19 protein-coding genes are annotated in these 23,246 nt (G+C 59.1%); 15 read left to right on the top strand and 4 right to left on the bottom strand.

Going from position 1 to position 23,246, the window contains the following annotated elements; all coding sequences use genetic code 11:
- Nucleotides 1-136: 136 nt before the first annotated feature.
- From QKB66_RS00550 to QKB66_RS00525, 6 genes are all read left to right on the top strand, one after another.
- Nucleotides 137-229 carry a potassium-transporting ATPase subunit F gene (locus QKB66_RS00550; RefSeq protein WP_399531010.1) on the top strand — a complete coding sequence of 31 codons (93 nt, stop codon included), beginning with the start codon at nt 137-139 and terminating at the stop codon, nt 227-229.
- A complete protein-coding gene (gene kdpA / locus QKB66_RS00545; protein ID WP_414252456.1) occupies nt 226-1,878 on the top strand; it encodes a potassium-transporting ATPase subunit KdpA in 1,653 nt (550 codons plus the stop codon). The genes QKB66_RS00550 and kdpA overlap by 4 nt, the downstream gene beginning before the upstream one ends.
- Nucleotides 1,875-4,007 carry a potassium-transporting ATPase subunit KdpB gene (kdpB, locus tag QKB66_RS00540; protein ID WP_248091004.1) on the top strand — a complete coding sequence of 711 codons (2,133 nt, stop codon included), beginning with the start codon at nt 1,875-1,877 and terminating at the stop codon, nt 4,005-4,007. The genes kdpA and kdpB overlap by 4 nt, the downstream gene beginning before the upstream one ends.
- Before the next feature lie 3 nt (nt 4,008-4,010).
- On the top strand, nt 4,011-4,748 hold the full coding sequence (locus QKB66_RS00535) for a potassium-transporting ATPase subunit C (protein ID WP_082787613.1): 738 nt from the start codon (nt 4,011-4,013) through the stop codon (nt 4,746-4,748).
- Between the two features lie 104 nt (nt 4,749-4,852).
- Entirely contained in the window at nt 4,853-7,570 is a 2,718-nt protein-coding gene (locus QKB66_RS00530) for a DUF4118 domain-containing protein (RefSeq protein ID WP_248091006.1), read from the top strand.
- Nucleotides 7,570-8,319 (top strand): response regulator, encoded by a 750-nt coding sequence (locus tag QKB66_RS00525; protein WP_248091008.1) that lies wholly within the window; start codon nt 7,570-7,572, stop codon nt 8,317-8,319. The genes QKB66_RS00530 and QKB66_RS00525 overlap by 1 nt, the downstream gene beginning before the upstream one ends.
- Here QKB66_RS00525 and QKB66_RS00520 read toward each other — a convergent pair.
- Together QKB66_RS00520 and QKB66_RS00515 are read right to left on the bottom strand one after the other, a co-directional pair.
- On the bottom strand, nt 8,297-8,467 hold the full coding sequence (locus QKB66_RS00520; protein WP_201057402.1) for a hypothetical protein: 171 nt from the start codon (nt 8,465-8,467) through the stop codon (nt 8,297-8,299). The two genes, QKB66_RS00525 and QKB66_RS00520, sit on opposite strands and share 23 nt — an antisense overlap.
- Nucleotides 8,464-8,730, bottom strand: a complete 267-nt coding sequence (locus QKB66_RS00515; RefSeq protein ID WP_062035552.1) for a hypothetical protein — start codon at nt 8,728-8,730, stop codon at nt 8,464-8,466. Before QKB66_RS00515 ends, QKB66_RS00520 begins: the two co-directional genes overlap by 4 nt.
- On the opposite strand from QKB66_RS00515, the gene QKB66_RS00510 reads away from it, so the two are divergent.
- Both QKB66_RS00510 and QKB66_RS00505 read left to right on the top strand, forming a co-directional pair.
- Entirely contained in the window at nt 8,717-9,196 is a 480-nt protein-coding gene (locus tag QKB66_RS00510) for a hypothetical protein (protein WP_414252455.1), read from the top strand. The two genes, QKB66_RS00515 and QKB66_RS00510, sit on opposite strands and share 14 nt — an antisense overlap.
- A 2-nt stretch (nt 9,197-9,198) precedes the next feature.
- Nucleotides 9,199-9,741 carry a gamma carbonic anhydrase family protein gene (locus QKB66_RS00505; protein WP_311518411.1) on the top strand — a complete coding sequence of 181 codons (543 nt, stop codon included), beginning with the start codon at nt 9,199-9,201 and terminating at the stop codon, nt 9,739-9,741.
- On the opposite strand, the gene QKB66_RS00500 is transcribed toward QKB66_RS00505, so the two are convergent.
- A complete protein-coding gene (locus QKB66_RS00500) occupies nt 9,738-10,391 on the bottom strand; it encodes a hypothetical protein (protein ID WP_070586729.1) in 654 nt (217 codons plus the stop codon). The genes QKB66_RS00505 and QKB66_RS00500 overlap by 4 nt on opposite strands.
- Before the next feature lie 136 nt (nt 10,392-10,527).
- Between QKB66_RS00500 and QKB66_RS00495 the strand changes: the two genes are divergently transcribed.
- From QKB66_RS00495 to QKB66_RS00475, 5 genes are all read left to right on the top strand, one after another.
- Nucleotides 10,528-12,915 carry an MMPL family transporter gene (locus QKB66_RS00495; RefSeq protein WP_414252454.1) on the top strand — a complete coding sequence of 796 codons (2,388 nt, stop codon included), beginning with the start codon at nt 10,528-10,530 and terminating at the stop codon, nt 12,913-12,915.
- 2 nt (nt 12,916-12,917) lie between these two features.
- Nucleotides 12,918-13,517, top strand: coding sequence for a TetR/AcrR family transcriptional regulator (locus QKB66_RS00490; protein ID WP_414252453.1), 600 nt, complete (start codon nt 12,918-12,920; stop codon nt 13,515-13,517).
- A gap of 196 nt (nt 13,518-13,713) precedes the next feature.
- Complete coding sequence (locus tag QKB66_RS00485) at nt 13,714-14,925, top strand: NAD-dependent epimerase/dehydratase family protein (protein WP_096336586.1); 1,212 nt, start codon at nt 13,714-13,716, stop codon at nt 14,923-14,925.
- Between the two features lie 15 nt (nt 14,926-14,940).
- On the top strand, nt 14,941-16,080 hold the full coding sequence (locus tag QKB66_RS00480) for a glycosyltransferase family 4 protein (RefSeq protein WP_414252452.1): 1,140 nt from the start codon (nt 14,941-14,943) through the stop codon (nt 16,078-16,080).
- Nucleotides 16,081-16,096: 16 nt separating this feature from the next.
- Nucleotides 16,097-17,323 carry a DUF6882 domain-containing protein gene (locus QKB66_RS00475; RefSeq protein WP_096336584.1) on the top strand — a complete coding sequence of 409 codons (1,227 nt, stop codon included), beginning with the start codon at nt 16,097-16,099 and terminating at the stop codon, nt 17,321-17,323.
- Between the two features lie 17 nt (nt 17,324-17,340).
- Here QKB66_RS00475 and QKB66_RS00470 read toward each other — a convergent pair whose 3' ends face one another.
- A complete protein-coding gene (locus tag QKB66_RS00470; protein WP_414252451.1) occupies nt 17,341-18,393 on the bottom strand; it encodes a 3-hydroxyisobutyryl-CoA hydrolase in 1,053 nt (350 codons plus the stop codon).
- 56 nt (nt 18,394-18,449) lie between these two features.
- On the opposite strand from QKB66_RS00470, the gene QKB66_RS00465 reads away from it, so the two are divergent.
- Both QKB66_RS00465 and QKB66_RS00460 read left to right on the top strand, forming a co-directional pair.
- The gene (locus tag QKB66_RS00465; protein ID WP_414252450.1) at nt 18,450-19,274 is read left to right on the top strand and encodes an HAD family hydrolase; all 825 of its coding nucleotides are present in this window, start codon (nt 18,450-18,452) and stop codon (nt 19,272-19,274) included.
- A 185-nt stretch (nt 19,275-19,459) separates the two neighbouring features.
- Nucleotides 19,460-23,161 (top strand): acyltransferase family protein, encoded by a 3,702-nt coding sequence (locus QKB66_RS00460; protein ID WP_414252449.1) that lies wholly within the window; start codon nt 19,460-19,462, stop codon nt 23,159-23,161.
- Nucleotides 23,162-23,246 lie beyond the last annotated feature (85 nt).

Genomic DNA, 23,246 nt, shown 5'->3' with positions numbered 1-23,246 from the left:
AAATCTCGTTAAGACCCAGATGTAGCGGTGCCGATGGGTGCTTTTATGAATCCATGGCATTCGACATAATTTTGACGCTTGCCACCATTGTGCTGTTCGTTATCATTCAATGGATAGCTCAGGTGGTGGATAAGCTATGACCTGGGAACTTACTGTAGGCATGATTCTAGGAATCGCGGCCGTCATCTACTTGCTCATCGCTCTGTTACACCCTGAGGACTTCTCATGACCGGGGTTATCGGCGGGTATATCCCGTTCGTCGCGGTATTCACGCTCCTCGCCATACTGTACGTCCCACTGGGCGGGTACATGGCAAAGGTTTTCACAGGAGCCAACGATCTCAAGATAGAGAAGGCCATCTACAAGGTGTTGGGGGTAGATTCTTCCGCCCGGCAAACCTGGCGCCGCTACGCCGGTAGCCTCTTGGCCTTCTCCATGTTTTCGATCATTGTCTTGTACCTACTGCAACGCCTCCAGCAGTACTTGCCGTGGGCGCACGGCATGGGCCCAGTAGATCCGGACCAAGCGTGGAATACTGCGGTCTCGTTTACAACCAATACCAACTGGCAGTCCTACTCCGGTGAAACTGCGATGTCGCAGCTGACGCAGATGCTCGGCATGACGGTCCAAAACTTCGTCTCCGGTGCCGTAGGCATTTCCGTCGCTGCTGCGCTTATCCGAGGGTTCGCGGCCCGTAACGGCGACGGGCGCATCGGTAACTTTTGGGTGGATCTTACCCGCATCTGTCTGCGCATCCTCCTGCCCATGGCAACCTTGGGCGCGCTGTTTCTCATGACCCAGGGAGTCATCCAAAACCTGCAACCCCCGGTGACTTTTACCACAGTTACCGGCGCTACCCAGACCATCCCCGGCGGCGCTGTGGCCTCCCAAGAGGTCATCAAGGAACTGGGTACCAACGGTGGCGGATACTTCAATGCGAACTCGGCCCACCCGTTCGAGAACCCGACCGTGTGGTCCAACGCCCTGGAAATCTTCCTCATCCTTGTCATTCCGGTGTCTCTCACTCGCACATTCGGTCTCATGGTCCGCGATACCCGCCAAGGCTACGCCATTCTTTCCGCCATGGCGGTGTTGTACTTCCTGTCACTCGCTTCCGTCACCGCCCTCGAGGCCACTGCTTCCGGCGCTATCGGCGGCGGCATGGAAGGTCGCGAAATGCGGCTTGGTACCATCCCGTCTGCGCTGTTCGCGGTGACAACGACAATGACGTCGACCGGCGCAGTTGATTCATTCCACTCGAGTTACACTCCTCTCGGCGGCGGCCTTCTCATCTTAAATATGCTGCTCGGCGAAGTCTCTCCAGGCGGTGTCGGCACTGGGTTGTACGGCATGCTGGTCATGGCCATTCTGTCGGTGTTCATCGCCGGCCTTATTGTCGGGCGCACACCGGAATACCTGGGAAAGCGCATTGGCGTCGGCGAAATGATCAAGGTCTGCCTGTACGTCCTCGTGATGCCAACCCTCGTGCTGGGCGGAGTGGCACTATCCGTCCTTCTGCCAAGCACCCCAGACTCTCTATCCGCGGCGGGACCGCACGGTTTTAGCGACCTGGTCTACGCATTCACCTCCGCATCCAACAACAACGGTTCGGCATTCGCCGGATTCGGAGCAGACACCTGGTGGTTCAACATCTCCCTCGGTATGTGCATGCTGTTGGGGCGTTTTCTGCCCATCGTTATGGTCCTGGCAACTGCCGGCGCCATGGCCAAGCAACGCATCATCCCGACGACTTCGGGCACTCTGCCGACGCACAGCGGGCTATTCGTCGGCCTGCTGATAGGCGTCGTTCTCATCGTCGGTGCACTAACATTCCTTCCCACTCTCGTCCTAGGACCGATTTTGGAGGCGACTCTATGAGCTCGACCACATCTACTTTTTCCGCAGAGCAGCTCAAGGCCACGGTGCCTTTGGCTCTGCGCAAGATGAGCCCGAAAGAGCTCGTTAAAACGCCGGTAATGTTCTTAGTAGAGGTGGGCGCTGTGTTCACCTTCATCATCGCCTGTACCCAACCGACTTTGTTTAGTTTCTCCATTTCTCTCTGGCTCTGGGCCACGGTGTTCTTCGCAACCTTTGCTGAAGCCTTCGCAGAAGGTCGCGGCAAGGCTCAGGCGGACGCTCTACGTCGATCGCGGACGACCACCACTGCCCGTCGCATCACCTCCACGGCCCTCGTCACCGCCGGGTCCGGCTCCGGCCGCACCAACGATGAGCTCAGCCCGGCCAACTACGAGACCGAAGAAGTCCCCTCAACCGAGCTGGCCAAAGAGGATGTCGTCCTCGTAGAAGCCGGTCAGACCATTCCAGCCGACGGCGACGTCATCGTTGGGGCGGCCTCCGTGGACGAGTCAGCCGTCACCGGCGAATCCGCCCCGGTCATCCGAGAATCTGGAGGCGACCGGTGCGCCGTCACCGGTGGTACCCGCGTGTTGTCTGACTGGGTCGTGGTCAAGGTCACCAACGAGCCCGGTCAGTCCTTCATGGACCGCATGATCGGTTTAGTCGAAGGCGCCAATCGCCAGAGGACCCCGAACGAGCTTGCCTTGTCCACGCTCCTCAACGTATTGACCCTGATATTCCTGCTCGTTGTCATGGCGCTAGCCCCGACCGCGGCATTTAATGGTGCGGCGCAGGATCCCCTGGTTCTTGTCGCCTTGTTGGTCTGCCTGATCCCAACCACCATCGGCGCGCTGTTATCCGCCATCGGCATCGCCGGCATGGACCGCCTGGTGCAGCACAATGTGCTGGCCATGTCCGGGCGTGCCGTCGAGGCTGCCGGTGACGTCTCCACTCTGTTGCTTGACAAGACGGGCACGATTACGGTCGGCGACCGCCAGGCCGTGAACGTAATTCCTGTGGGCGGGTACGACCAAGACGAGCTTCTATACAAGGTGCAGCTTTCCTCCATGGCCGACGAGACCCCGGAGGGACGTTCCATTGTCAAGCTGGCGGAAGCCGCCCGAGGTGAAATGCCAGAGGAACACTTTCGCAACCTCGAATTCATCGCATTTACTGCGCAGACCCGCATGTCGGGGGTGAAACTCAGCGATTCCGAAATGATCGTCAAAGGCGCGGCCAAGCAGATCATGACAACTGTCCGCGAGCTCGGCGGCACTGTTCCGGCAGAGACCGAGGACGTGGTCAACTCAATTAGTCAAGACGGCGGCACCGCACTCGTGGTCGCCGAGCTCATTAATGCCCCGGAGCCCGGATCCGATCCTCGTGAAGCGACCGCCAATTCCTCCTTGTCACGCGTCCTCGGTGTTATTCATCTTAAGGACATTGTGAAAGACGGCATGGTCGAGCGCTTCAAGACGCTGCGCGAGATGGGCATTCGTACCGTCATGATCACCGGTGACAACGAGCTGACTGCTCAAGCCATCGCCAAGGAAGCCGGCGTCGACGACGTTCTCGCCGAGGCTACTCCGGACCAAAAACTCGCGCTCATAAAAAAGGAGCAGGCCGGTGGTCACATGGTGGCCATGACCGGTGACGGCACCAACGATGCTCCGGCGTTGGCGCAGGCTGACGTGGGCGTGGCGATGAACACCGGTACGACCGCCGCCAAGGAAGCCGGCAACATGGTCGACTTGGACTCAGATCCGACGAAGCTCATCGACATCGTGGGAATCGGCAAGCAGCTGCTCATCACGCGCGGCTCCCTGACGACCTTTTCCATCGCGAACGACGTAGCAAAATACTTCGCCATCTTACCGGCGATGTTCATCACCGCATTCCCGGGGCTGCAAGCCCTCAACATCATGCACCTGCATTCTCCGACCTCGGCCATCTTGTCCGCTGTCATCTTCAACGCGCTCATTATCGTGGCGCTCATTCCGTTGGCGCTCAAGGGCGTGTCCTACCGCCCGGCCAGTGCTTCCGCACTGCTGCGCCGCAACCTACTCATTTTCGGCCTCGGTGGCTTCGTAGCCCCGTTCATTGGCATCAAGATCATCGACCTCATCATTGGTAATGGGTTAGGAATTTAAACCATGCACACTCCTCAGACTCCACAATCCGCGAGGGCACACTCAACGGCAACGGATGAGCCCATCAGCCACGACCTGACGCGCTCGGATGAATTCGGGAACAACCCGGATCTGTACCACGCTGCCGGCGCAAGTCCTTTTAGCACGGGATTCAACGTCCGCGCGCAATGGACTGCATTGCGAACACTGTTGGTGATGATGCTCATACTGGGCTTCATCTATCCCATGGTCCTCGTCGGCGTGGGCAAGCTATCCCCGGATAAGTCCAACGGTGGCCTCCTACGTGACACCAACAACGAGATCGTCGGCTCCCGCCTCATCGCCAACCCCGTCGAGGGAGACCAGTGGTTCCATCCGCGGCCGTCCGCCGCAGGCGACAATGGCTGGGACGCTATGTCTTCGTCCGCGTCCAACGCTGCCGTGGTATCGCAGGAATATCAGGACGAGATTGCAAAGCGCCGCGCAGAGGTCGCTGCCCGCGAGGGCGTGAGCGAAGACCATGTGCCTGTCGATGCCGTCACGGCTTCCGGCTCCGGTCTTGACCCGCACATCTCCACCGCGTACGCCGAGATCCAGGTGCCACGCATAGCCAAGGCCACCGGCCTAGGCGAGGACGATCTCCGTCAGCTTATCAAGGACAACCAGGTAGGGTTCATGAACTCCTTTACTGGAAGCCCGAATGGTGTGGCCGTCAACGTAGTCACACTCAACTACGACCTCGCTAAGCTTGTCGCCGAGTAATCCTCTTTTCGCCCCGTGCCCGCCCGCGCGGGGTCTGTCTTCGTCTTTCTCCCCTCGACACACGCCGCCCAGAATAAACACTCCCAAGGATATAATTGGTAACTATGTCTGCCTCTGAGTCTCCTCGAGCGACTACCGACTCTGCGTCCTTCGAGCCAACCCACAGCCACCGTGGAAAACTCAAAGTCTACCTTGGCTTTGCTCCAGGCGTGGGCAAGACCTGCGCCATGCTTAACGAAGCACATGAATTGCAGCGGCAGGGGCTTAACGTCATGGTCGGCGTCGTAGAAACGCACGGCCGGAAACGCACCGCGGAACTGGTCAAGGGCTTAACCGTCATCCCGCGAAAGAAAACCACCTATCGCGGGCGGGTCTTCGAAGAGCTAGATGTCGACGCCTGCTTGGCACTTGCTCCAGACGTGCTTCTCGTCGACGAGCTCGCGCACACCGTCGTCACCGGCGATGCCGAGTTCGCAGCCACAGAAGTCTCGCAAAAGCGTTGGCAGGACGTCTACACGCTGCTTGACGCCGGGATCGACGTCATCTCAACGCTCAACATCCAGCACCTCGAATCGCTCAACGACGTCGTAGCGGCGGTCACAAACACCCGGCAGCGTGAAACCATCCCCGATCAGGTGCTCCGCGATACCGACCACATCGAGCTGGTCGACTTATCCCCCGACTCGCTGCGTATCAGGCTCGCGCGGGGCGAGATCTACCACGGAGCCATGGCGACCAAGGCCTTGGAGAACTACTTCCGCTTGGGAAACCTGACTGCCCTGCGCGAATTGGCGCTGCTGTGGTTGGCTGACAAGGTCGAAGAAGGTCTCGCGGCCTACCGCGAGAACCACGAGATCGACTCGACATGGCCGACCCGCGAGCGCCTCATCGTAGCGGTGTCGGGCAGCGACGGGTCCGAAGCACTCATTCGGCGCGCCGCCCGTATCGCAGGAAGAGTTTCGGGCAGAGAAATGGTGGCGGTCTACGTCGCCAGCAACGAGGGTTTGACCTCCAACCAAACCCCTTCCGCGCTGCGCCGGCTGCAAGAGCTGGTGGAAGATCTCAATGGCCAGTGGCGCGTGCTCATCGGCGACGACGTCGCCGGCACGCTGTTGGAATACGCACGCTCTATCAACGCGTCGCAATTGGTTATCGGCCGCCGGCCACGCTGGGGGCACACTCTTGCCAATGGTGTTGCCGAGCGCGTGATCGATGGTTCGGGCACGATTGATGTCCACATCGTCTCCCTGTCCTCGTCAGATGACCCCCAGCCAAAACGGCCGCGGCGAGGCACGATTTTCGGCCGAGTCCGCCTACTGACAGGTTGGTTTGCGGCGTTGCTCTTCCCCCCGGGGTTTACGGTACTCATGTTGCTCTTTAATCCGGAGGAAAAGTTCTTGAGCCCCATCCTGCTGGGATTTCTCACCATCGTGGTCTTTAGCGCCATCGCGGCCGGCGTGTGGCCGGCGCTGCTCGCGGTCATCAGTGGATCGCTGTTGGCCAACTGGTTCTTTACCGCTCCCACCCACACGTTGAGTATTACCGAGCCGGAGTCGATAACCTCGGTGGGCTTCTTCATCATCATCGCTCTGACCGTGGCGTATATCGTGGACTACGCTGAACGGCGCGCAGACGAAGCGAAACGACGCCAAACACAGGCCGTCATCATGGCAGACCTTGCGCGCGGCGTCATTTACGAGGGGGCGGATCTTAAATCACTATTGCGGCGACTTGGCGAGACTTTTTCGTTGGACAAGGTCCTCCTTCAGCGCTATTCCAGTGAAGACAAGAAGTGGTGGACCATCGAGTCCAACGCGGAGTCCCCGGATGTAGTTGTGGCACAGCAAAAAAGTCGCGCCGGTGAATCCGTCAACCACGTCGGGATCGGTGACTCACTGCGTCTAGTCATCGGCAACCGGGAGCTCAGCCCGTCTGAGATCGATATGATCGAAGCCCACGGTGCTCGCATTACCGCCATTCTCGACCGGCAGGAAATGGAAGCGATGCGACGGGCGACCACAGCCCTGGAATCCTCCAACCGAGTAGGTTCCACGCTGCTCACCGCGGTCTCGCACGACCTACGAACGCCGCTAGCTGGCATCACCACGGCAGTCTCCGGTCTCACGCTCGGCGACGTCGAAATCTCTGAGGCAGACCGTCAGGCCCTCATCAACACCATCGAGTCCTCGGCGCACCGTCTCGAGATAGTTATCAATCATCTGCTTGACATGTCTCGACTTAATACGGGGATGCTTCGACCAAACTCGCAGGCTATTGATGTCGCGGACATCGTCGACGCTGCGCTCGATGAGCACAGCGTCTCCGCAGGAGGCGTGCGTGTGGACATCCCTGTCACGCTGCCCCCGATCCTCGCGGATTACGGCCTCGTCCAGCGCGTACTAGCAAACGTCATCGCCAACGCGGTCAACCACGGCGCGGGCACCCGCATCGACATCACGGCGCGCGAGGCACACCAAGCGCTCCTGACTAGCGTGGCCCACGCAAAGGACGCTCCATCCTCCGTCGTGGCCGACGATGCCGCTTCAATCGGGCCTTCTGGCCTTCGCGACGACCATAACATCGTACAGATTAGGATTGCTGATCACGGCCCTGGCATTCCTCGAGACCAGTGGGATAGCTTGTTTCTGCCTTTCCAGCGGCTATCAGACGACGCCTTGGGGCTCGGCCTGGGTCTGGCAGTGGCCCGTGGTTTCACTGAAGCCATGGGCGGACACATCTACCCCGCCGAGACCCCCGGTGGCGGCGCGACCATCGTCATCGAAATGCCTTGTACCCCTACACCCGAAGGTGGAAAGCAGTAGTGTCCCAACTCCATTCATCCTCTGCGGCACCCGAAGCCGACCAAGGGCCCCGCATCCTCATCGTTGAAGACGACCATACGCTAGCCCTTGCGGTTTCAATCAACCTCAAGGCGCGGGGATATCAGGTTCGCGTTGCAAAGACAGCAGCCTCCGCCCTGAAAATCTCTGGGCAGTGGCAACCCCAGGCAGTTCTGTTGGACCTCGGCCTTCCGGACACGTCTGGTCTAGAAGTCCTGCGCTCGCTGCGCAAATGGTCGACTGTGCCCGTCATCGTGGTCTCCGCCCGCCATGAACAAGAGGGCAAGATCAACGCCCTCGACGAGGGCGCCGACGACTACGTCACCAAACCGTTTTCCACTGGTGAGCTGCTCGCCCGGCTCCGATCCGCCCTACGCCGCGCCGCCACCGCCTTCGCCACCGAACGAGTGAACCCCGTACTCGTCTCCTCGGATAACCGGTTGCGCCTCGACCTTGCCCAATCAAGTGTCTACGTGGATGACTCACGCATCCACCTCACACCCATTCAATGGAAAATCGTCGAATACATGGCCCGCAACTACGAGTCTCTCGTCAAAAGCACCGATTTGCTACAGGCAGTGTGGGGCAAAAACTATGAGCGAGAGACCAATTATCTGCGCGTGTACATGTCGCAACTGCGCCACAAGCTCGAGCCGGATCCGTCACGTCCGCGCTATTTCCTCACCGAGCCGGGCTTGGGCTATCGCCTTAATGGCTTCGCCCCCGCATGATGGCCAAAGTCGCGAGCGGGATGATGATCGTCACGACGGCAACGTCGAGGGCGCGCACGTACATGTTCATGTCGGCCTGCTCGTGGATATCGTCGCGCGTGATGTAGACGGACTTGCCCGTATCTGCGCGCGTCGTCGCCAGGTTCATCTCCGCCGGGTTCGCCTGAAATGCTTCGAAGTCGAAGGCAGTTCCTTGTCCGAGGAGCGCTCGTAGATATACTCCGCGTTGAAATACCCCGTGCCGCGCAGCACCGAGGCCACCCCGCCGAAGCTCGGGTTATGGGCGAAGTCCACGAAGGAATCCTTCGCCCGCCACGCGTCGCGCGAAAGGTAATTCACGGTGTGCGAGGACCCCGCGGACACGCCGCCCACCCAGCCAAACTGCACGTCTTCCTCGATGAGCTTGACCACGCAGGCCGCCGCCTTCAAAAATCAGGGCGGTATCTTTTGCATCAATCACGTTGTTTTACTGTATGCGGCTGCTTACGATGTTCACATGGGATTACTTGACGCGCTCCGCTCACTCACTGGCCCCAAGGCCCCGCGCCTCGCCACGCCCGAATCCGGCGCGCCCGTCGTCGAGGTCGACCATCTCGCGGTCCACGCCGCTGGGTCCCTCCTCATCGTCGTCACCAATCCCGCTGGCGCCGCAGCCCTCCGCGAGGTCGCCCTCGCCGCCGAGCCCGCCTGGCTTGCCGATGCCCCCACCCGCGTCTTCTTCTCCCCGGCCCCACGCCCCGAGGTCCCCGTCCGCGACCCGAAGAAAGGCTGGGCCATCCCGCTCGACCCGGACACACGCGCCGCACTGCTGGAGACCCTGCGCGCCGAGCCGGGCGACTACGAGCTGTCCAAAACCCTTGCCATCTCCGTGGAGTAATCATGCTCATTCTTCCCTTCAACGGCGTCCGTCCCCGCATCCACCACAGCGCGTTTATCGCGCCGAACGCCACGATTATCGGCGACGTGGAAATCGGCCCCGACGCGTCCGTCTTTTATGGCACGGTCCTGCGCGCCGACGTCGGCGCCATCCGCATTGGCGCACGCACGAATATCCAGGACAATTGCGTACTCCACGTCGACTGCGACGCAGACTGCGTCCTCGAAGACGACGTGACTGTGGGCCACATGGCGATGGTCCACGGCGCACACGTCGAGTCCGGAACGCTCGTGGGTATGCAGGCCACCGTGCTCTCGCGCTCGCATGTCGGTACTGGCTCGCTCATCGCCGGCGGCGCCGTGGTCCTCGAAGGCCAGCAAATCCCGGCGCGCTCGCTCGCCGCTGGCGTGCCCGCCAAGGTCCGCCGCGAGCTGAACCCCGAGGAATCCGCCGCGTTTATCCCGCACGCGGCGCGATACGTCGAGACCGCCCGCAGCCAGGCGCCCGAGTCCGAGTCCCTGCGTCTCGAGGACGTCTCGTTCTAGAGCGAGACCACACCCATGATGATGAGGAAAACCGCAACCGCGTAGCCCGAGTACAGCGCGACCTGGGTCGAGTTGCGGCGCGCAGCCGCGAAGATGCGCCCGGCTGGGCTGTCCGGGTAGTGGCGCACCATCGCGAGTCCCAGGCCACAGAGCGTGGGCAGGCTCAACGCCAGGCAGGCGTAGAGCAGGCCTGCGCTCACCCGCGAGCTCACCGAAAGATCGCCTGCGGCCAAGTGCATGAGGCCGTAGTAGAACGGCACCGAGGTGAGCGATTGGATAATGCCCATCGCGAAGCCGACAAGCGCCGTAAGCAACGACGGGGTGCGCAGCGGGCCTAGGAGTTTCTCCACGAGCGGGTTCGACTCGCCTTTGGAGCGCCACGCGCCGAGCGCGAGGAGGACGCCGACCACGATGAGCACGATGCCCGCGATGGGCGAGTCGAGCACCGAGATGATCTGGTCCTTGATGCCAAGGAAGATAGAGAACACGAGCGCCGTCGCGGCAAGCACGCCCAGCCAGTCTCCCACAACCACGAGCGTAGCGATCTTGCGATACATCCCGCGCGGCAGCATGATGCCAATCGCGACGAGGATGCCGATGAGCAGCGCATTCACGGAGTCAAGGAGAGCATAAAGGACGGCATGGAGCATGCGCGCAAGTCTACAGCGCTTATGCAGCGCCTCCCCAAACCGATCCCAAATCGCAAACTTGCATAGCAACTGCAAGTTTGCGTAAGGTGTACAATATTGCAGAAGTAACGCAAACTTAATCAAAGGAAGTCTGTACATGTCGAAATTCCTCTACCGGCTCGGTAGTTGGTCATACCGAAAAGTGTGGCCATTTCTAGCGTTCTGGCTCGTAGTCCTCGTGGGCTTCGGTGGCCTCGCGGGCGCTTTTGCCAAGTCCCCTACCCCAACCTTTTCCATGCCTGACATGGATTCCACCGTCACTCAGGAAAAGATGATGGAGCGCTTCGGTAACGAAACCGATGCTATGAGCGCGCCTAGCGCCACCATCACCATTCAAGCTCCAGAAGGCGAAAAGCTCAGTGACAAAGAGGTCATGGGCGAGGTCGATTCCATGATCGAGGAGTTGCAAGGCACGGACGCGCTGCGCGATTCCGACAAGATTGTCAACCCCGTCATGGCCGCAATGGGCATGGAAAAGCAGCTGACTGAAAAGATGTCGGCGCAGGGCATGCCTGAAGAGCAGATCCAAGAAAACCTGGCTGCCTTATCCCCGCTCAGCGAGGATGAGCGCACCGGCACCATCTCCATCGAATTCGCTGCAGATACCGTCACCGACATCCCGCAAGAAGAGATGACTGCGGTCACGGATATTCTGCGCGACTACGACGAAGGCGACCTCACCGTGAAATACGGCGGCAACGCCTTCAACGGCGCCACCGAGATGAACATGGTCTCCGAGGTCATCGGCCTCATCGTCGCGGCCGTCGTGCTGCTTATTACCTTCGGCTCGTTCGTAGCCGCAGGCATGCCGCTTATCTCCGCCGTCATTGGCGTGGGCGTCGGCCTGCTGGGCGTCCAGCTCGCCACCATCTTCACGGACTCTGTCTCCGATCAGACCCCGATGCTGGCGTCCATGATTGGTCTCGCAGTGGGCATCGACTATGCCCTGTTCATCGTCGCTCGCTTCCGCAACGAGCTGATTACCTCCTCTGGCCTCAATGACTTGAACCCCAAGGAGCTGGCCGCAGAGCTTAAGAAGATGGACAAGGCTACCCGCGCGCATGCGATGGGCATGGCGCTCGGCACCGCCGGTTCCTCCGTCATTTTCGCCGGCATCACCGTGGTCATCGCCCTCACCGCGCTGACTATCATCGGCATTCCGTTCCTTTCCACCATGGCCATCGCAGCCGCAGCCACCGTGGTCATCGCGGTCTGCGTAGCACTTTCCTTCCTACCGGCCCTCCTCGGCCTGTTGGGCACCAAGATCTTCGCAGGTCGCGTTCCCGGCCCTAAGGTTCCGGATCCAGAAGATGAAAAGCCAACGATGGGCCTAAAGTGGGTACGCCGCGTGCGTGCGCATCCATTCCTGCACCTGGTTGCCGGCGTTGTGCTGCTGGGCATCCTCGCACTTCCGGCTGCCAACTTGCGCCTTGCGATGCCGACAGATGGCACCTCCAAGCTAGGCACCCCCCAGCGCGATGCCTACGAGATGACCGAGGAGGCATTCGGCCCGGGACGCAATGCTCCGATGATCGCTTTCGTCGACGTCGCGAACGTCGCCGAGCAAGACCGCCTGCCTGCATTCCAGCAGATTCTGCAGGAATTCAATGACACCGAAGGCGTCGTCAATGCCCAGATCGTGGCAACCACCGACTCCCAAGATGCCGCGCAGATCATGATCACCCCGTCCACCGGCGCGACCGATGAGGAAACCACCCAGACCTTGGAGCGTCTGCGTGATTACCAGGGCGAGTTCAGCGAAAACACCGGCGGTAGCTACGGCATCACCGGCATTACCCCAATCTTCGATGACATTTCGCAGAAGCTTTCCGACGTCCTGATCCCCTACATCGCCATCGTCCTGGGCCTCGCCTTCCTGGTGCTGCTATTGGTATTCCGCTCCATTTGGGTACCGCTGATTGCCGCGGCTGGCTTCGGCCTATCAATGGCCGCCACGTTCGGCATCACCGTCGCTATCTTCCAGGAAGGCATGTTCGGCATCATCGATGACCCACAGCCACTGCTTTCCTTCCTGCCGATCATGCTCATCGGCCTGACCTTTGGCCTGGCGATGGACTACCAGGTCTTCCTGGTTACCCGCATGCGTGAAGGATTTGTCCACGGCAAGACGGCAGGCAACGCCACCTCCAACGGATTCAAGCATGGCGCCCGCACCGTGACCGCGGCGGCGCTGATCATGATCTCCGTGTTCGCGGCCTTCATGCTCATCGACCTCCCCTTCATCAAGACCATGGGCTTCGCACTCGCAGTCGGCGTCTTCATGGACGCGTTCGTCGTACGCATGATGCTGATTCCGGCCACCATGTTCCTACTCGATGACAAGGCGTGGTGGATGCCAAAGTGGCTGGCGAAGATTCTGCCCAACCTCGATGTAGAAGGAGAAGCCCTGAGCACGCAGCGGGAAGAACTCCAACAATTCCAGCGCGATAAGGTAGAAGCAAAGTCCACCGGAAAAGGAGCATAAAAATGGCGAGCTTGCGGGAAGCAAAAAAGCGGGCCACGCGCCACGCCATCGCAGATTCTGCCGCACGCCTGGTGCTCGCTGAAGGAGCGGAAAAACTCACCGTGGCGCGCATTGCGGAGGTCGCTGGGGTCTCCCCTCGTACCTTCCACAACTACTTCACCTCTGCTTCCGATGCGCTTTTGTTTTTCACCGCAAGCGTCCTTGAGTCCTTCTCGGAAAATCTCGACGAGCTCTATCCCGAGTCTGACATCAACGAGTTCTTTGAGCACCTAGTCTCGGATGTTCTGGAATCCGAGGACGAAAACCTGCATTCGATTGCTACCTTGGTGGCCATCGGCGAGAGTCTCGAAGGGCTTAGCCACACTGCCGAAGAACGCCAACGCTACGAGTCTTGTGCCGAAGACATCCTGAAGTCCTTCAGCACGCGAATGGCCGACTTTTCCGAAAGAGAAATGCGCGTCATTTTGACTGCCCATGGCGCGGCCGCACGCCTTGCCCTGATGGAAATCAATGCCGCAGAAAAGGAAGGCCGTGCTTTGAGCATTGAAGAAAAGAAGCAAATCGTCAGCGAATGCCTTGCAGCGCTGAAAAAGATTTCCTAATCGATTTCTCAAGCACTGCGCTTTCCTGCAGTTCACTGAAAATTCACCCCGGACCGGCGGCGACACCTGCCGGTACCGGGGTACTGTCGTATAAGTCGTATTTTCCGCCCACAGGCCTCGCTCCTCCGGGCAAAGATAGACCTTCCTGTCAGCGCATGTTCGCATGCATCCCTCGAGTAAGTTTGGAGTGTCCACAGTGAAGATTGCGATTCTGGGCGGCGACGGTTTCTGTGGATGGCCAGCATCCCTTTATTTGTCCGACCAGAGCCATGACGTCATTATCGTGGATAATCTTTCCCGCCGCGCTATCGACGAGGAACTCGGCGCAAGTTCGTTAACCCCCATCGTCTCGATTGAGGAACGCATCGCGGCATGGCATGAGGTCTCCGGCAAGACCATCGCTTTCCACAACTTGGACGTTGCTCAGGACTACGACGCTTTGCTCGACTTCCTGGTAACTGAACAACCGGATGCAGTAGTGCACTTTGCTGAGCAGCGCGCTGCTCCTTATTCCATGAAGAATTCGCGTACCAAGCGTTACACGGTGGATAACAACATCAACGCCACCCATAACCTACTGGCCGCCATCGTGGAATCCGGCCTCGACATCCACGTGGCTCACCTCGGCACCATGGGCGTCTACGGCTACGGCACCGCGGGCATGGAAATCCCGGAAGGCTACCTCGACGTACAGGTCAAGGTGGAGGGCCAGGAGCCAATCGAGCAGTCCATCCTCTACCCTTCCAACCCAGGCTCGGTCTACCACATGACCAAGGTGCTGGATCAGCACCTTTTTGCCTACTACGTCAAGAACGATGAGCTGCGCGTCACCGACCTACACCAGGGCATCATCTGGGGTACTCACACCGAGCAAACACTTAAAGACGAGCGCCTCATCAACCGCTTCGACTACGACGGCGACTATGGCACGGTGCTCAATCGCTTCCTCATCCAGGCAGGTATCGGGTACCCGCTGACTGTCCACGGCACCGGTGGCCAGACCCGCGCTTTCATCCACATCCGCGACATGGTCCGCTGCATCGAATTGGCTCTCGAGAATCCGCCGGCCAAGGGCGAACGCGTAAAGATCATCAACCAGATGACAGAAACCCATCGCGTGCGTGACCTCGCAGAACTCGTCGCCGAGCTTTCCGGTGCGAAGATCGCCATGGTGCCGAACCCGCGCAAGGAATCGGCAGAAAACGAGCTGCACGTTTCCAACAACACCTTCTTGGAACTTGGCCTTGAGCCAACTACCTTGAGCGAGGGCCTCCTCCACGAGATCGAGGAGGTAGCAAGGCGCTATGCGGACCGCGTGGATCGCTCAAAGATTCCAGCGCAGTCGCTGTGGACGAAGCAGCAACAGGTTGGAATTCCGGAGGAATTCCTCGACAAGGCCGCTCACTAACCCCACTTTTAAACCGTGCGCATCGCAATCGTTACCGAGGTCTTTCTCCCGAAGATCGACGGAGTAGTCACCCGCCTGACCAAGACCCTAGAGCAGCTTGCTGTTCTAGGGCACGAGGTCAAAATTTTCGCCCCGGGCAATCCTCCGAAAAGTTTTGCAGGCTTTGAGGTTTCCCCGATCCCCAGCCTTTCCTTACCGGTCTACCCGGAGATCAAATTCGCTCTTCCAACTTGGAGATTCTTCAGGGAAATCCGCGAATGGGACCCAGACTTAATTCATGCCGTCAACCCCATTTGGACTGCCGCACTAGGCGTCTTCGCTGCGCGGCGCGATGCGGTCCCGCTGGTGGCAAGCTTTCACACCAACGTCCCGGAATATGTTGATGCTCTCGACATCGGGTGGACACGCCCGCTGACAGAGCGCGCTATCATCTACCTGCATAACCAGGCCGCGGTGAATCTGTGTACCTCTGGCCCCATGGTGGATAAGGCCCGCACGATTGGGATGCACAACGTGAAGTTGTGGCCCAAGGCCGTAGACACTCAGACCTATCACCCGAAAAAATCCACACTAGTCATGCGTGAGCGCCTCAGCGCAGGCAACCCCGACGCCCCGCTTCTTACCTATATCGGCCGCATTTCCAAAGAAAAGGACTTGGAGCGGCTCGCCAACGTAACGAAACTCGTGCGCCAGGAAGTACCCGCGGCACGCTTGGCCATCGTGGGCGCTGGCCCCTATCTGGAGCAGCTCAAGAAGTCCTTCGACCCTGAAGTCACTGTCTTTACCGGTTATTTGTCCGGCGAAAAACTCGCGCAAGCATTCGCTTCCGGTGACGTTTTCCTCTTCCCCTCAGCGACGGAGACTTTAGGCTTGGTTGCCCTTGAATCCTTTGCTGCCGGAGTGCCTGTCATCGGTACAAACGCCGGCGGCATCCCTTTCGTCATCGACGAGGGCGAAACCGGTCACCTCATCGATCGCAATGCTTCTGACGATGAATGGGCCGCAGCTGCGATTGGTCTATTGACAGATCCCGCGCGACGCGCCCGCATGGGTCAGGCCGCACGTACCGAAGCAGAGCGCTATTCATGGTTAGAATCCACAAAGGCACTCGTTGCCGCTTATGAAGAAGCGATAGATAATCCCTACCGACGCTGAGGAAGTTACACGCCCCATGCCATTGCTGCCGTTGCCACTGCCTAAAAATCTGGAAGAAATTTACTCCGCCGGTGCCTTCGTACAAGCAGGTATCGATGCGGAATTTACTAAGCAGCTGGGCGAGGTCGAAGCGACGGAGTTCAACTTCCAGCCTTCCCCGAGCGCTGATGGCACTACCGAATTGGACCAAAAGGTCCAGGTTCGCTTCAACACTGTGCAGGGAATACGCGATTTTCCAGGCATGCGCCTTGCCACCATCAAGGATGGCATTCTCACCTGGTGCGCGGAAGGTGCGCGTCAAGCGCCCATCGCGGAGTTCCACGAACCGCAACCTTTCGAGTTCTCACTGCTTAATATCGCGCGCTTCCTCGTGGGCAACGCCCCGGTCGCCCGGGTACCGCAGGGCGATCACGAGGCAGTGGTGGCCATTGCGTTCAACAGGCTTCCGCACGATACGGCCACCACCATCTCCTTAGGACTTGAGCGTTTCAGCGGCGGCATCGACGAGCGCTTGGCCTTGCTGAACCTCGCACAAGCTCGCCGGCTCGAAGCTGAATCCGCGCCGGGTAACGCCAAGGGCGGCGCCACAGCGGAGACAATCACGCTCAGCGATGGCACCAGCGTGCACTTGAGCGCCAAGGATGCACCGGGTGGCCAGCGCATCATTGGCCTCCGCACGGCCCATTCGGGTGTGCTGCCAGAGCAAGTGCTTGCCGACGCCCATTTCACCGCCGTTGAGCACCAGTTCTACCTAGAGTCGCGCTTTCCTGATGCCGCCGTGCAGTTTGATGCCGCGACGGCCACCGCGATGCTTTCCACCTCGACAGGTTCGACGCCCGTCGATGCTCATCTCATCGCAACGGTTGACTCCGATGAGTTCACGTGGGCGTGGGCTGATCCGGACTATGCGAGCACGCATTCCGCACGCGCTTCCTTCAACTTGCAGCGCTTCGGGCGCGATAACTGGGTCCCAGATCTTGTCCGGCCTTGCCTACCAATGGAGTGGGCGAAGGACGCCTTTCTTCCGCAGATTGCGATGCCCATCCTCGGCGCATGGACTTTGCTGACCGTACCGCTGGGTGAAAAGACCGGTATCCTCCTAGCGAGCTCGCCTACGCTGACGTTGCCTGCCCCTACTCCGGAAGTTGCCGAGGCAGTGCTGGCCGTCGACCTTCCTGCAGGCTGCGACGCCGAACGCGCCCGTGCCGCTTACGCCGCTAACCGCGGCGTCGCCAGTTGGTAAAGCATTAGTGCCAGCATCTAGGCGTTAGCGATAACCTCGCGGAATTCGGCGGCCTCTCCCGCTGCGGGGAACGCGGCATCATGCGTTTTATCTACCAGGACCGCACGCACGCCTTCGACAAAATCTGGCCGGCGCAACATGTGCTTGCCCAAAGCCAGCTCCATGCGCAGGGCCTCACGGACGTCTTTCGCTTTGGCTTCCCCAGCGAAAAGTTCTGTAGCCGCAACCAAAGATGAAGGGCTAGCCTTTTCGGTAAGTTTTGCAAAGACCTCTGCCAGCTGCGGATGGGCCGGAAGCGCTTGCTTGATATCGGCCCATGTATCAAAGGCAAAGACTTCATCGATGTCATCAATGAGCTCTGCTAGCTCTGGTTTACCTTCCGGTTTAATCGCGTGCTTTTCTGCAGCGGCATCGACGCCTACGGCAATAACATCATCGATGAATGCTTGGGGGCTTTCGATGACGTGCGTCGCCAAGCCAGCCCAGAGCATATCTGCGGCATACATGCGGTAGCCGCTAAGGCCCCAAAACTTTGCCAGTGCGGGATCGGATTTTCCACGGGTGCCAATCATGCGTTGGGCCATGTAGGCGACACCGACGTCAGTGATGTAGCCAATTGCCATCTCTGGCATTGAAGCAAATGCTTTGTCGGTGACGATTCGGTGCGAACCGTGGGCGGAAATTCCTAGTCCGCCTCCCATGACGACGCCGTCGATAACGGAGATATAGGGCTTGGGATACTCGGCGATATCACCGTTCAGTTTGTACTCTTTTTCAAAGAATTCATCCACTTGTCCCCAACGTTCCTCCAAGGCTCCGTCGCGGGCGGCACGCACGTCACCACCAGCACAAAAGGCCTTGGGGCTTCGCGAGTGAACCAGCACTTGTTGGACATTTTCGTCCTCGCGCCACTGGGAAAGAGCTTGGCGAATAATGTCAAGCATCTCAGGATTTAAACTATTGAGCGCGCGCGGCCGATCCAGCTCGATAACTCCGGTATGGTTGCGAACTGATACTTTCACTGGCTCGGCGTGAGAACTTGTTTCTACAGCACTATTATTCTCAGACATGCCCTCCAGTGTGGCATATCACATTAGATACGGCTACCCCGATAAATCACAGATTGGTGGACGATTTGGCCCCGCAGCTCATTGCACTAGACATGGACGGCACTCTCTTAAACCCAGAGGGTCAACTTCCACATGACTTTGCGGAACTTAAGGCACTCGCTGCCGAAAATGAGTCCGTTCTAATCCCGGCGTCGGGCCGCCAGCTTGCCACCTTGCAGAAGATGTTCCCCGACTTTGACGCCTTCATCGCCGAAAACGGTGCGGTGGTCATGCGCGACAATGAGATCATTGCGTCCTTTCCCCTACCCGCTGCAGCTGTGCGTCGCGTTCTAGCGGCATCGTCTGAGTTCCCTGCGGAGCACACGTTGGTTCTGTGCACCCCGGAGCGCGCGTTTATTAAACGCGATATACCAGAGCACGCGGTTCAGGAAATCACCAAGTATTACAGTGCGGTTAAGTGGGTGGAGTCCCTCGATGAGGTGCCGCTCGATAACGTCATTAAAATTGCGGCCTACTGTAAGGAAGGCTCGGAGACCAACCTCGCGCCCAAGGTTCGGGAGGCTGTTCCCGAGCAGACCGTGGCTATCTCCGGCAAGGTCTGGCTCGACGTCATGGCGGACGGCGTCGACAAGGGCAAGGCGTTGACTGCTATGGCCAAGCTTAGCGACGTCGCGCTTTCCGAGACCGCCGCCTTCGGTGATTTCTTAAACGACTATGAGCTTTTGCGTGCCGCGGGCCTAGCGGTAGCAATGGAAAACGCGCATCCACAGTTGAAGGAGATCGCAGATATTATCGCCCCGTCCAATGCAGACAACGGTGTGTCCACGGTTCTGCGCAAGCTGTTCGCGGAGTCTGCTACCAGCAATTTAGGCACAAGTTAGGTTGCCCAAATAAGGGTGAGTACTCTTCCCCATTTTTTAGGATTCATTTACCAACGCGGGCTAGAATAACCCAGTTGCTAGCCACTATTTCCCTGGAGAATGTTTTGAAACAGTTTTTGAGGTCCCTCCTCGGCCGACCAGCGCAACAGGCTCAGGAGGCCCCGCAGAAACCGGTATATCAACCAGTGGCGGATAACAAGGATCACAACAACGATCCAAAGAAGGCAGAGCCACAAGTCAAGGGTTCGCAGGACAAGTCTGCGAACATGCCTTCCCAGGCTAAGTCTGCCAAGGCAAACTCCTCTAAGCCAGCACAGCAGAAGCAGTCCGAACAGAAGCAGCCTGAGCAAAAGAAGTCGACTTCTGCCCCTAAGAAGCCGGAGAACTCTAAGCCTGCCGCTGCCCCTAACAAGCCGGCCGCACAAAACAAGCCTTCCGCAGCATCGGGCAAGCCTGACACTTCCAACGCCAAGCCAGGCAATACGGTACCGAAGCCAAGTGCACCAGCCCCTAAGCAAGGTTCTGCTGAATCTAAGCCGCAGCCAGATCCTCAGAAGAAGCAGGCTGATTCCAAGGCTCCAGCAAAGCCAGCTCCGAAGAGCACCAAGAATGCTCGTCTGGTCTACCCACCTCAGGAGAAGGGCGCTGCAAACAAGCCAGCATCAGCTTCCCAACAGAAGACCGAAGCAAAGCAATCTCCTGCCGCCCCCAAGGGCGTAGCGCCGAAGGACTCTGCGCCTAAGAATTCTGCAGATTCCGCAGCCTCCTCATCCAAGGATGCGAAGGCCAACAAGCCAGCTGCAGAAAAACCAAAGCAGTCTGCACAAAAGGCACAACCGACGCAGACCCCAAAGCAAGCACCTCAGAAGTCTCAGCCTGCCCAGCAACTAAAGTCAAAGACTTCTCAAGCTCCTCAGCAGAAGACTGCCGCTGCAAAGCCTCAACCCGCTAAGAATGTGCAGCCAGGCGCCAAGGCTCAGCCAAGCAATAAGCCTCAGCAGCCTGCACAGCAGATGCCCCAACCCGCTCAACAGCAGAAGCCACAAACTGCGCAGCAACAGAAGCCGGCACAAAAGCAGGCCAACCAACCCCAAAAGACTCCTGCTCAAAAGCCGATAAGCCCGAAGTCCCTGCCTGCCAAGAATGTGCAGCCAGGCGCCAAGCCTCAGCCAAGCAATAAGCCTCAGCAGCCTGCACAAAAATCTGCACAGCAAAAGCCCCAGCCACAGCCACAAAACCAGAACCAGAACCAGAACCAGTCTGGTTCTGCTCAAAAGCAACAGCCAAAGTCAGCTCCGCTACCAAAGAATGCTGCACAAAAGCCACAGCAGCAGGCTCAGCCAGCTCCGAAGGCTTCTGTTCAGAAGCCAATTCAGTCGAAGCCGTCGGCACCGCAGTCTAAGTCTGCTGAGAAGCCAGCCGAGAATCCTAAGCCTGCTGCGAAGTCTGCACCACAGACCGAGCAGAAGTCGGGCAAGAAGCCGCAGCTGTCTCAGCCGAAGAAGCAAGCTGACCGCGCTGGCGGTGCTGGTCGCGCTGCTGGCGCTGCTGCAGCAGCAGGCGCAGCTGGTGCCGCAGGCACAGCAGGTGCTGCAGGCACGGCAGGTGCTTCCACAGCAAAGTCTCCGTCGGCGAAGACACCAGCGGCCGATCAGGAAATCAAGCGTGCACTCGCACGCCGTTCCCAGCCGGTTGGTACGCCTACCCCAAAGCAGATGAAGGCACCGAAGCCTTCTCGCGAGGCACGTAAGAATCCTGAGCAGCACGATGGTACTGGCAAGGCAGCCTCTGCTGGTGCTGTGGCTGGTGCGGCAGCAGGCGCGGCTGGTGCTTCCACGACGTCGGCAAGCGAGGCTCCAAAGAAGACCTCCTACGTGCAGCCGCCGCAGAAAGCATCGCAGCCAAAGCAAGACTCCAAACCGGCAAAGCCGGTGATGGTGGACCGCTTCCCGCACGAACCGGAAGCGTTGAAGACGCCGCACGATAGCAAGGAAGTAAAGCGCACCAAACGCGCACGCCTGCGCCAGGTTAAGGGCCTTGACGGCCTGCGCGGCTTGGCCGTTCTTGCTGTGGTTATCTACCACTTCTTCGGCGACGTGCTGCCTGGTGGTTACCTTGGCGTGGACATGTTCTTTGTGCTCTCCGGCTTCCTCATCACCTCCCTGCTGGTGCGTGAGTTCCGTGTGAGCGGCCGAATCAGCCTGAAGGACTTCTGGGTACGTCGATTCCGCCGCATCCTGCCCGCAGCGCTAACCGTGCTGATTATCTGTACTGCCATCGTGGCCCTCATTGGCGGCGATATCGCAGTCGGTATCCGTGAGCAGTTCCTGGGCACGTTCTTCTTCGTCAACAACTGGACGCAGATTGCCACCTCCCAGTCCTACTTCGCGGACAATGAGATCCAGGTCTTTGCCCACTACTGGTCCTTGGCCGTAGAAGAGCAGTTCTACGTCATCTGGCCGCTGCTTATCTTTGGTATCTTTGCCATCTCCCGCCGTCAGCCGCGCCGTCTGCCAATCGCAGTCTCGCTGCTGCTGGCTATCGCCTCCGGCGTAGCAATGTGGCTGATTTACGCCCCGGGCCAAGACCCAACCCGCGTGTACTACGGCACCGATACCCACGCCTTCGGCCTGCTCATCGGTGCTATTCTGTCTCTGATTGTTACTAGCACCAAGTCCCACCCGAAGGCAGATTCTTGGCCAAGCCCTGGTAAGTCTGAGCAGGTAATGGCCGGTGTCATCGGCACCTTCGCCTTGGCAGGCTACATCGCGCAGCTGTTCCTCATGCCGGACGATGCTGATTTCACCTACCGCGGCGGCCTCATCCTCACCAGCGTTCTCGGCGCACTGATGATCTGGGGCGTTATCCGTGAGTTCGGTCCGCTCAAGTGGATCTTCAGCACCGCCGTCATGCGTTGGCTCGGCCAACGCTCCTTCTCGCTGTACCTGTGGCACTGGCCGGTCGTGATGATTTTGCGCGCGATTTTCGACGGAAACCACTCCTCCGACAAGCCGTGGATTCTGGGTCTTGTCGCGGTACCGATCTCTTTCTTGCTGGCAGAGCTTTCCTACCAGTTCGTGGAGAATCCTTTCCGCCGCGGCGGTTACAAGAAGACGTGGACTGACTACTGGGCGGCCCGCCCATCGATGTCCGAGATGAAGGACGGATTGGCCAAGGCCTTTTGGCCGCTCGTGCCGTTGATCGTCGTCGCTTCCCTAGTGGGCGTGGGCTACGCGCTGGCGACCTCTAGCGATAAGTCTGAGCTGGAGCAGCAGCTCGAGCAACTGCAGAAGCAGAATAAGTCCACGCAAAACGGCAGCCCAGCGCCTGCTGCCGCACCAAGCACGCAGACGGAAAAGACGCGTCGCCCGATGCCAACCGGCAATGAAATTACCGCCATCGGTGACTCGGTGATGTTGGCTGCCTCCGAGGCACTGCAGCAGCGCTACCCAGGCATTTACATCGACGCTGAGGTCTCCCGCCACTACAGCGCTGCTCCGCCAATCATTGAGCAGCTGAAGGCAGCCGGCGACCTGCGCTCCACGGTCTTCCTTGGCTTCGGTACCAATGGCCCGGCATTCCCTGACCAGATTCAGGAAGTCGTTGACCTCATCGGCCCAGACCACACCATCGTGATGGCCGTTCCTTATGGCGACCGCGAATGGATGGCACAGTCTCAAAGCGACGTCATCGACGCTGCGAAAAAGTACGACAACGTCTACCTCGCTGACTGGTGCACCCACGCACAGAACAACCCGAACTTGCTCTATTCCGACGGCATTCACCCGCTTCCGGAAGGCGCTTCGGAATACGCCCTGGCGTTCCACTACGCCTTGTTGCAGTACTCCAACTACGACAAGAACTTGGATTCCAAGTGCCAAATCTAACGTTCGTGAGCCAAAGCTCCTAGAACGCAAAAGGTGGACGGTCTCTTACAACGGACTGTCCGCCTTTTCGTTTGCCTAACGCTTG

Origin of the sequence: Corynebacterium sp. c25Ua_89, assembly GCF_047459735.1 — a bacterium.
GTDB classification, from domain to species: domain Bacteria; phylum Actinomycetota; class Actinomycetes; order Mycobacteriales; family Mycobacteriaceae; genus Corynebacterium; species Corynebacterium simulans.
The sequence above is the reverse complement of the archived record's forward strand: the minus strand, read 5'-3'. Positions and strand labels throughout refer to the sequence as shown.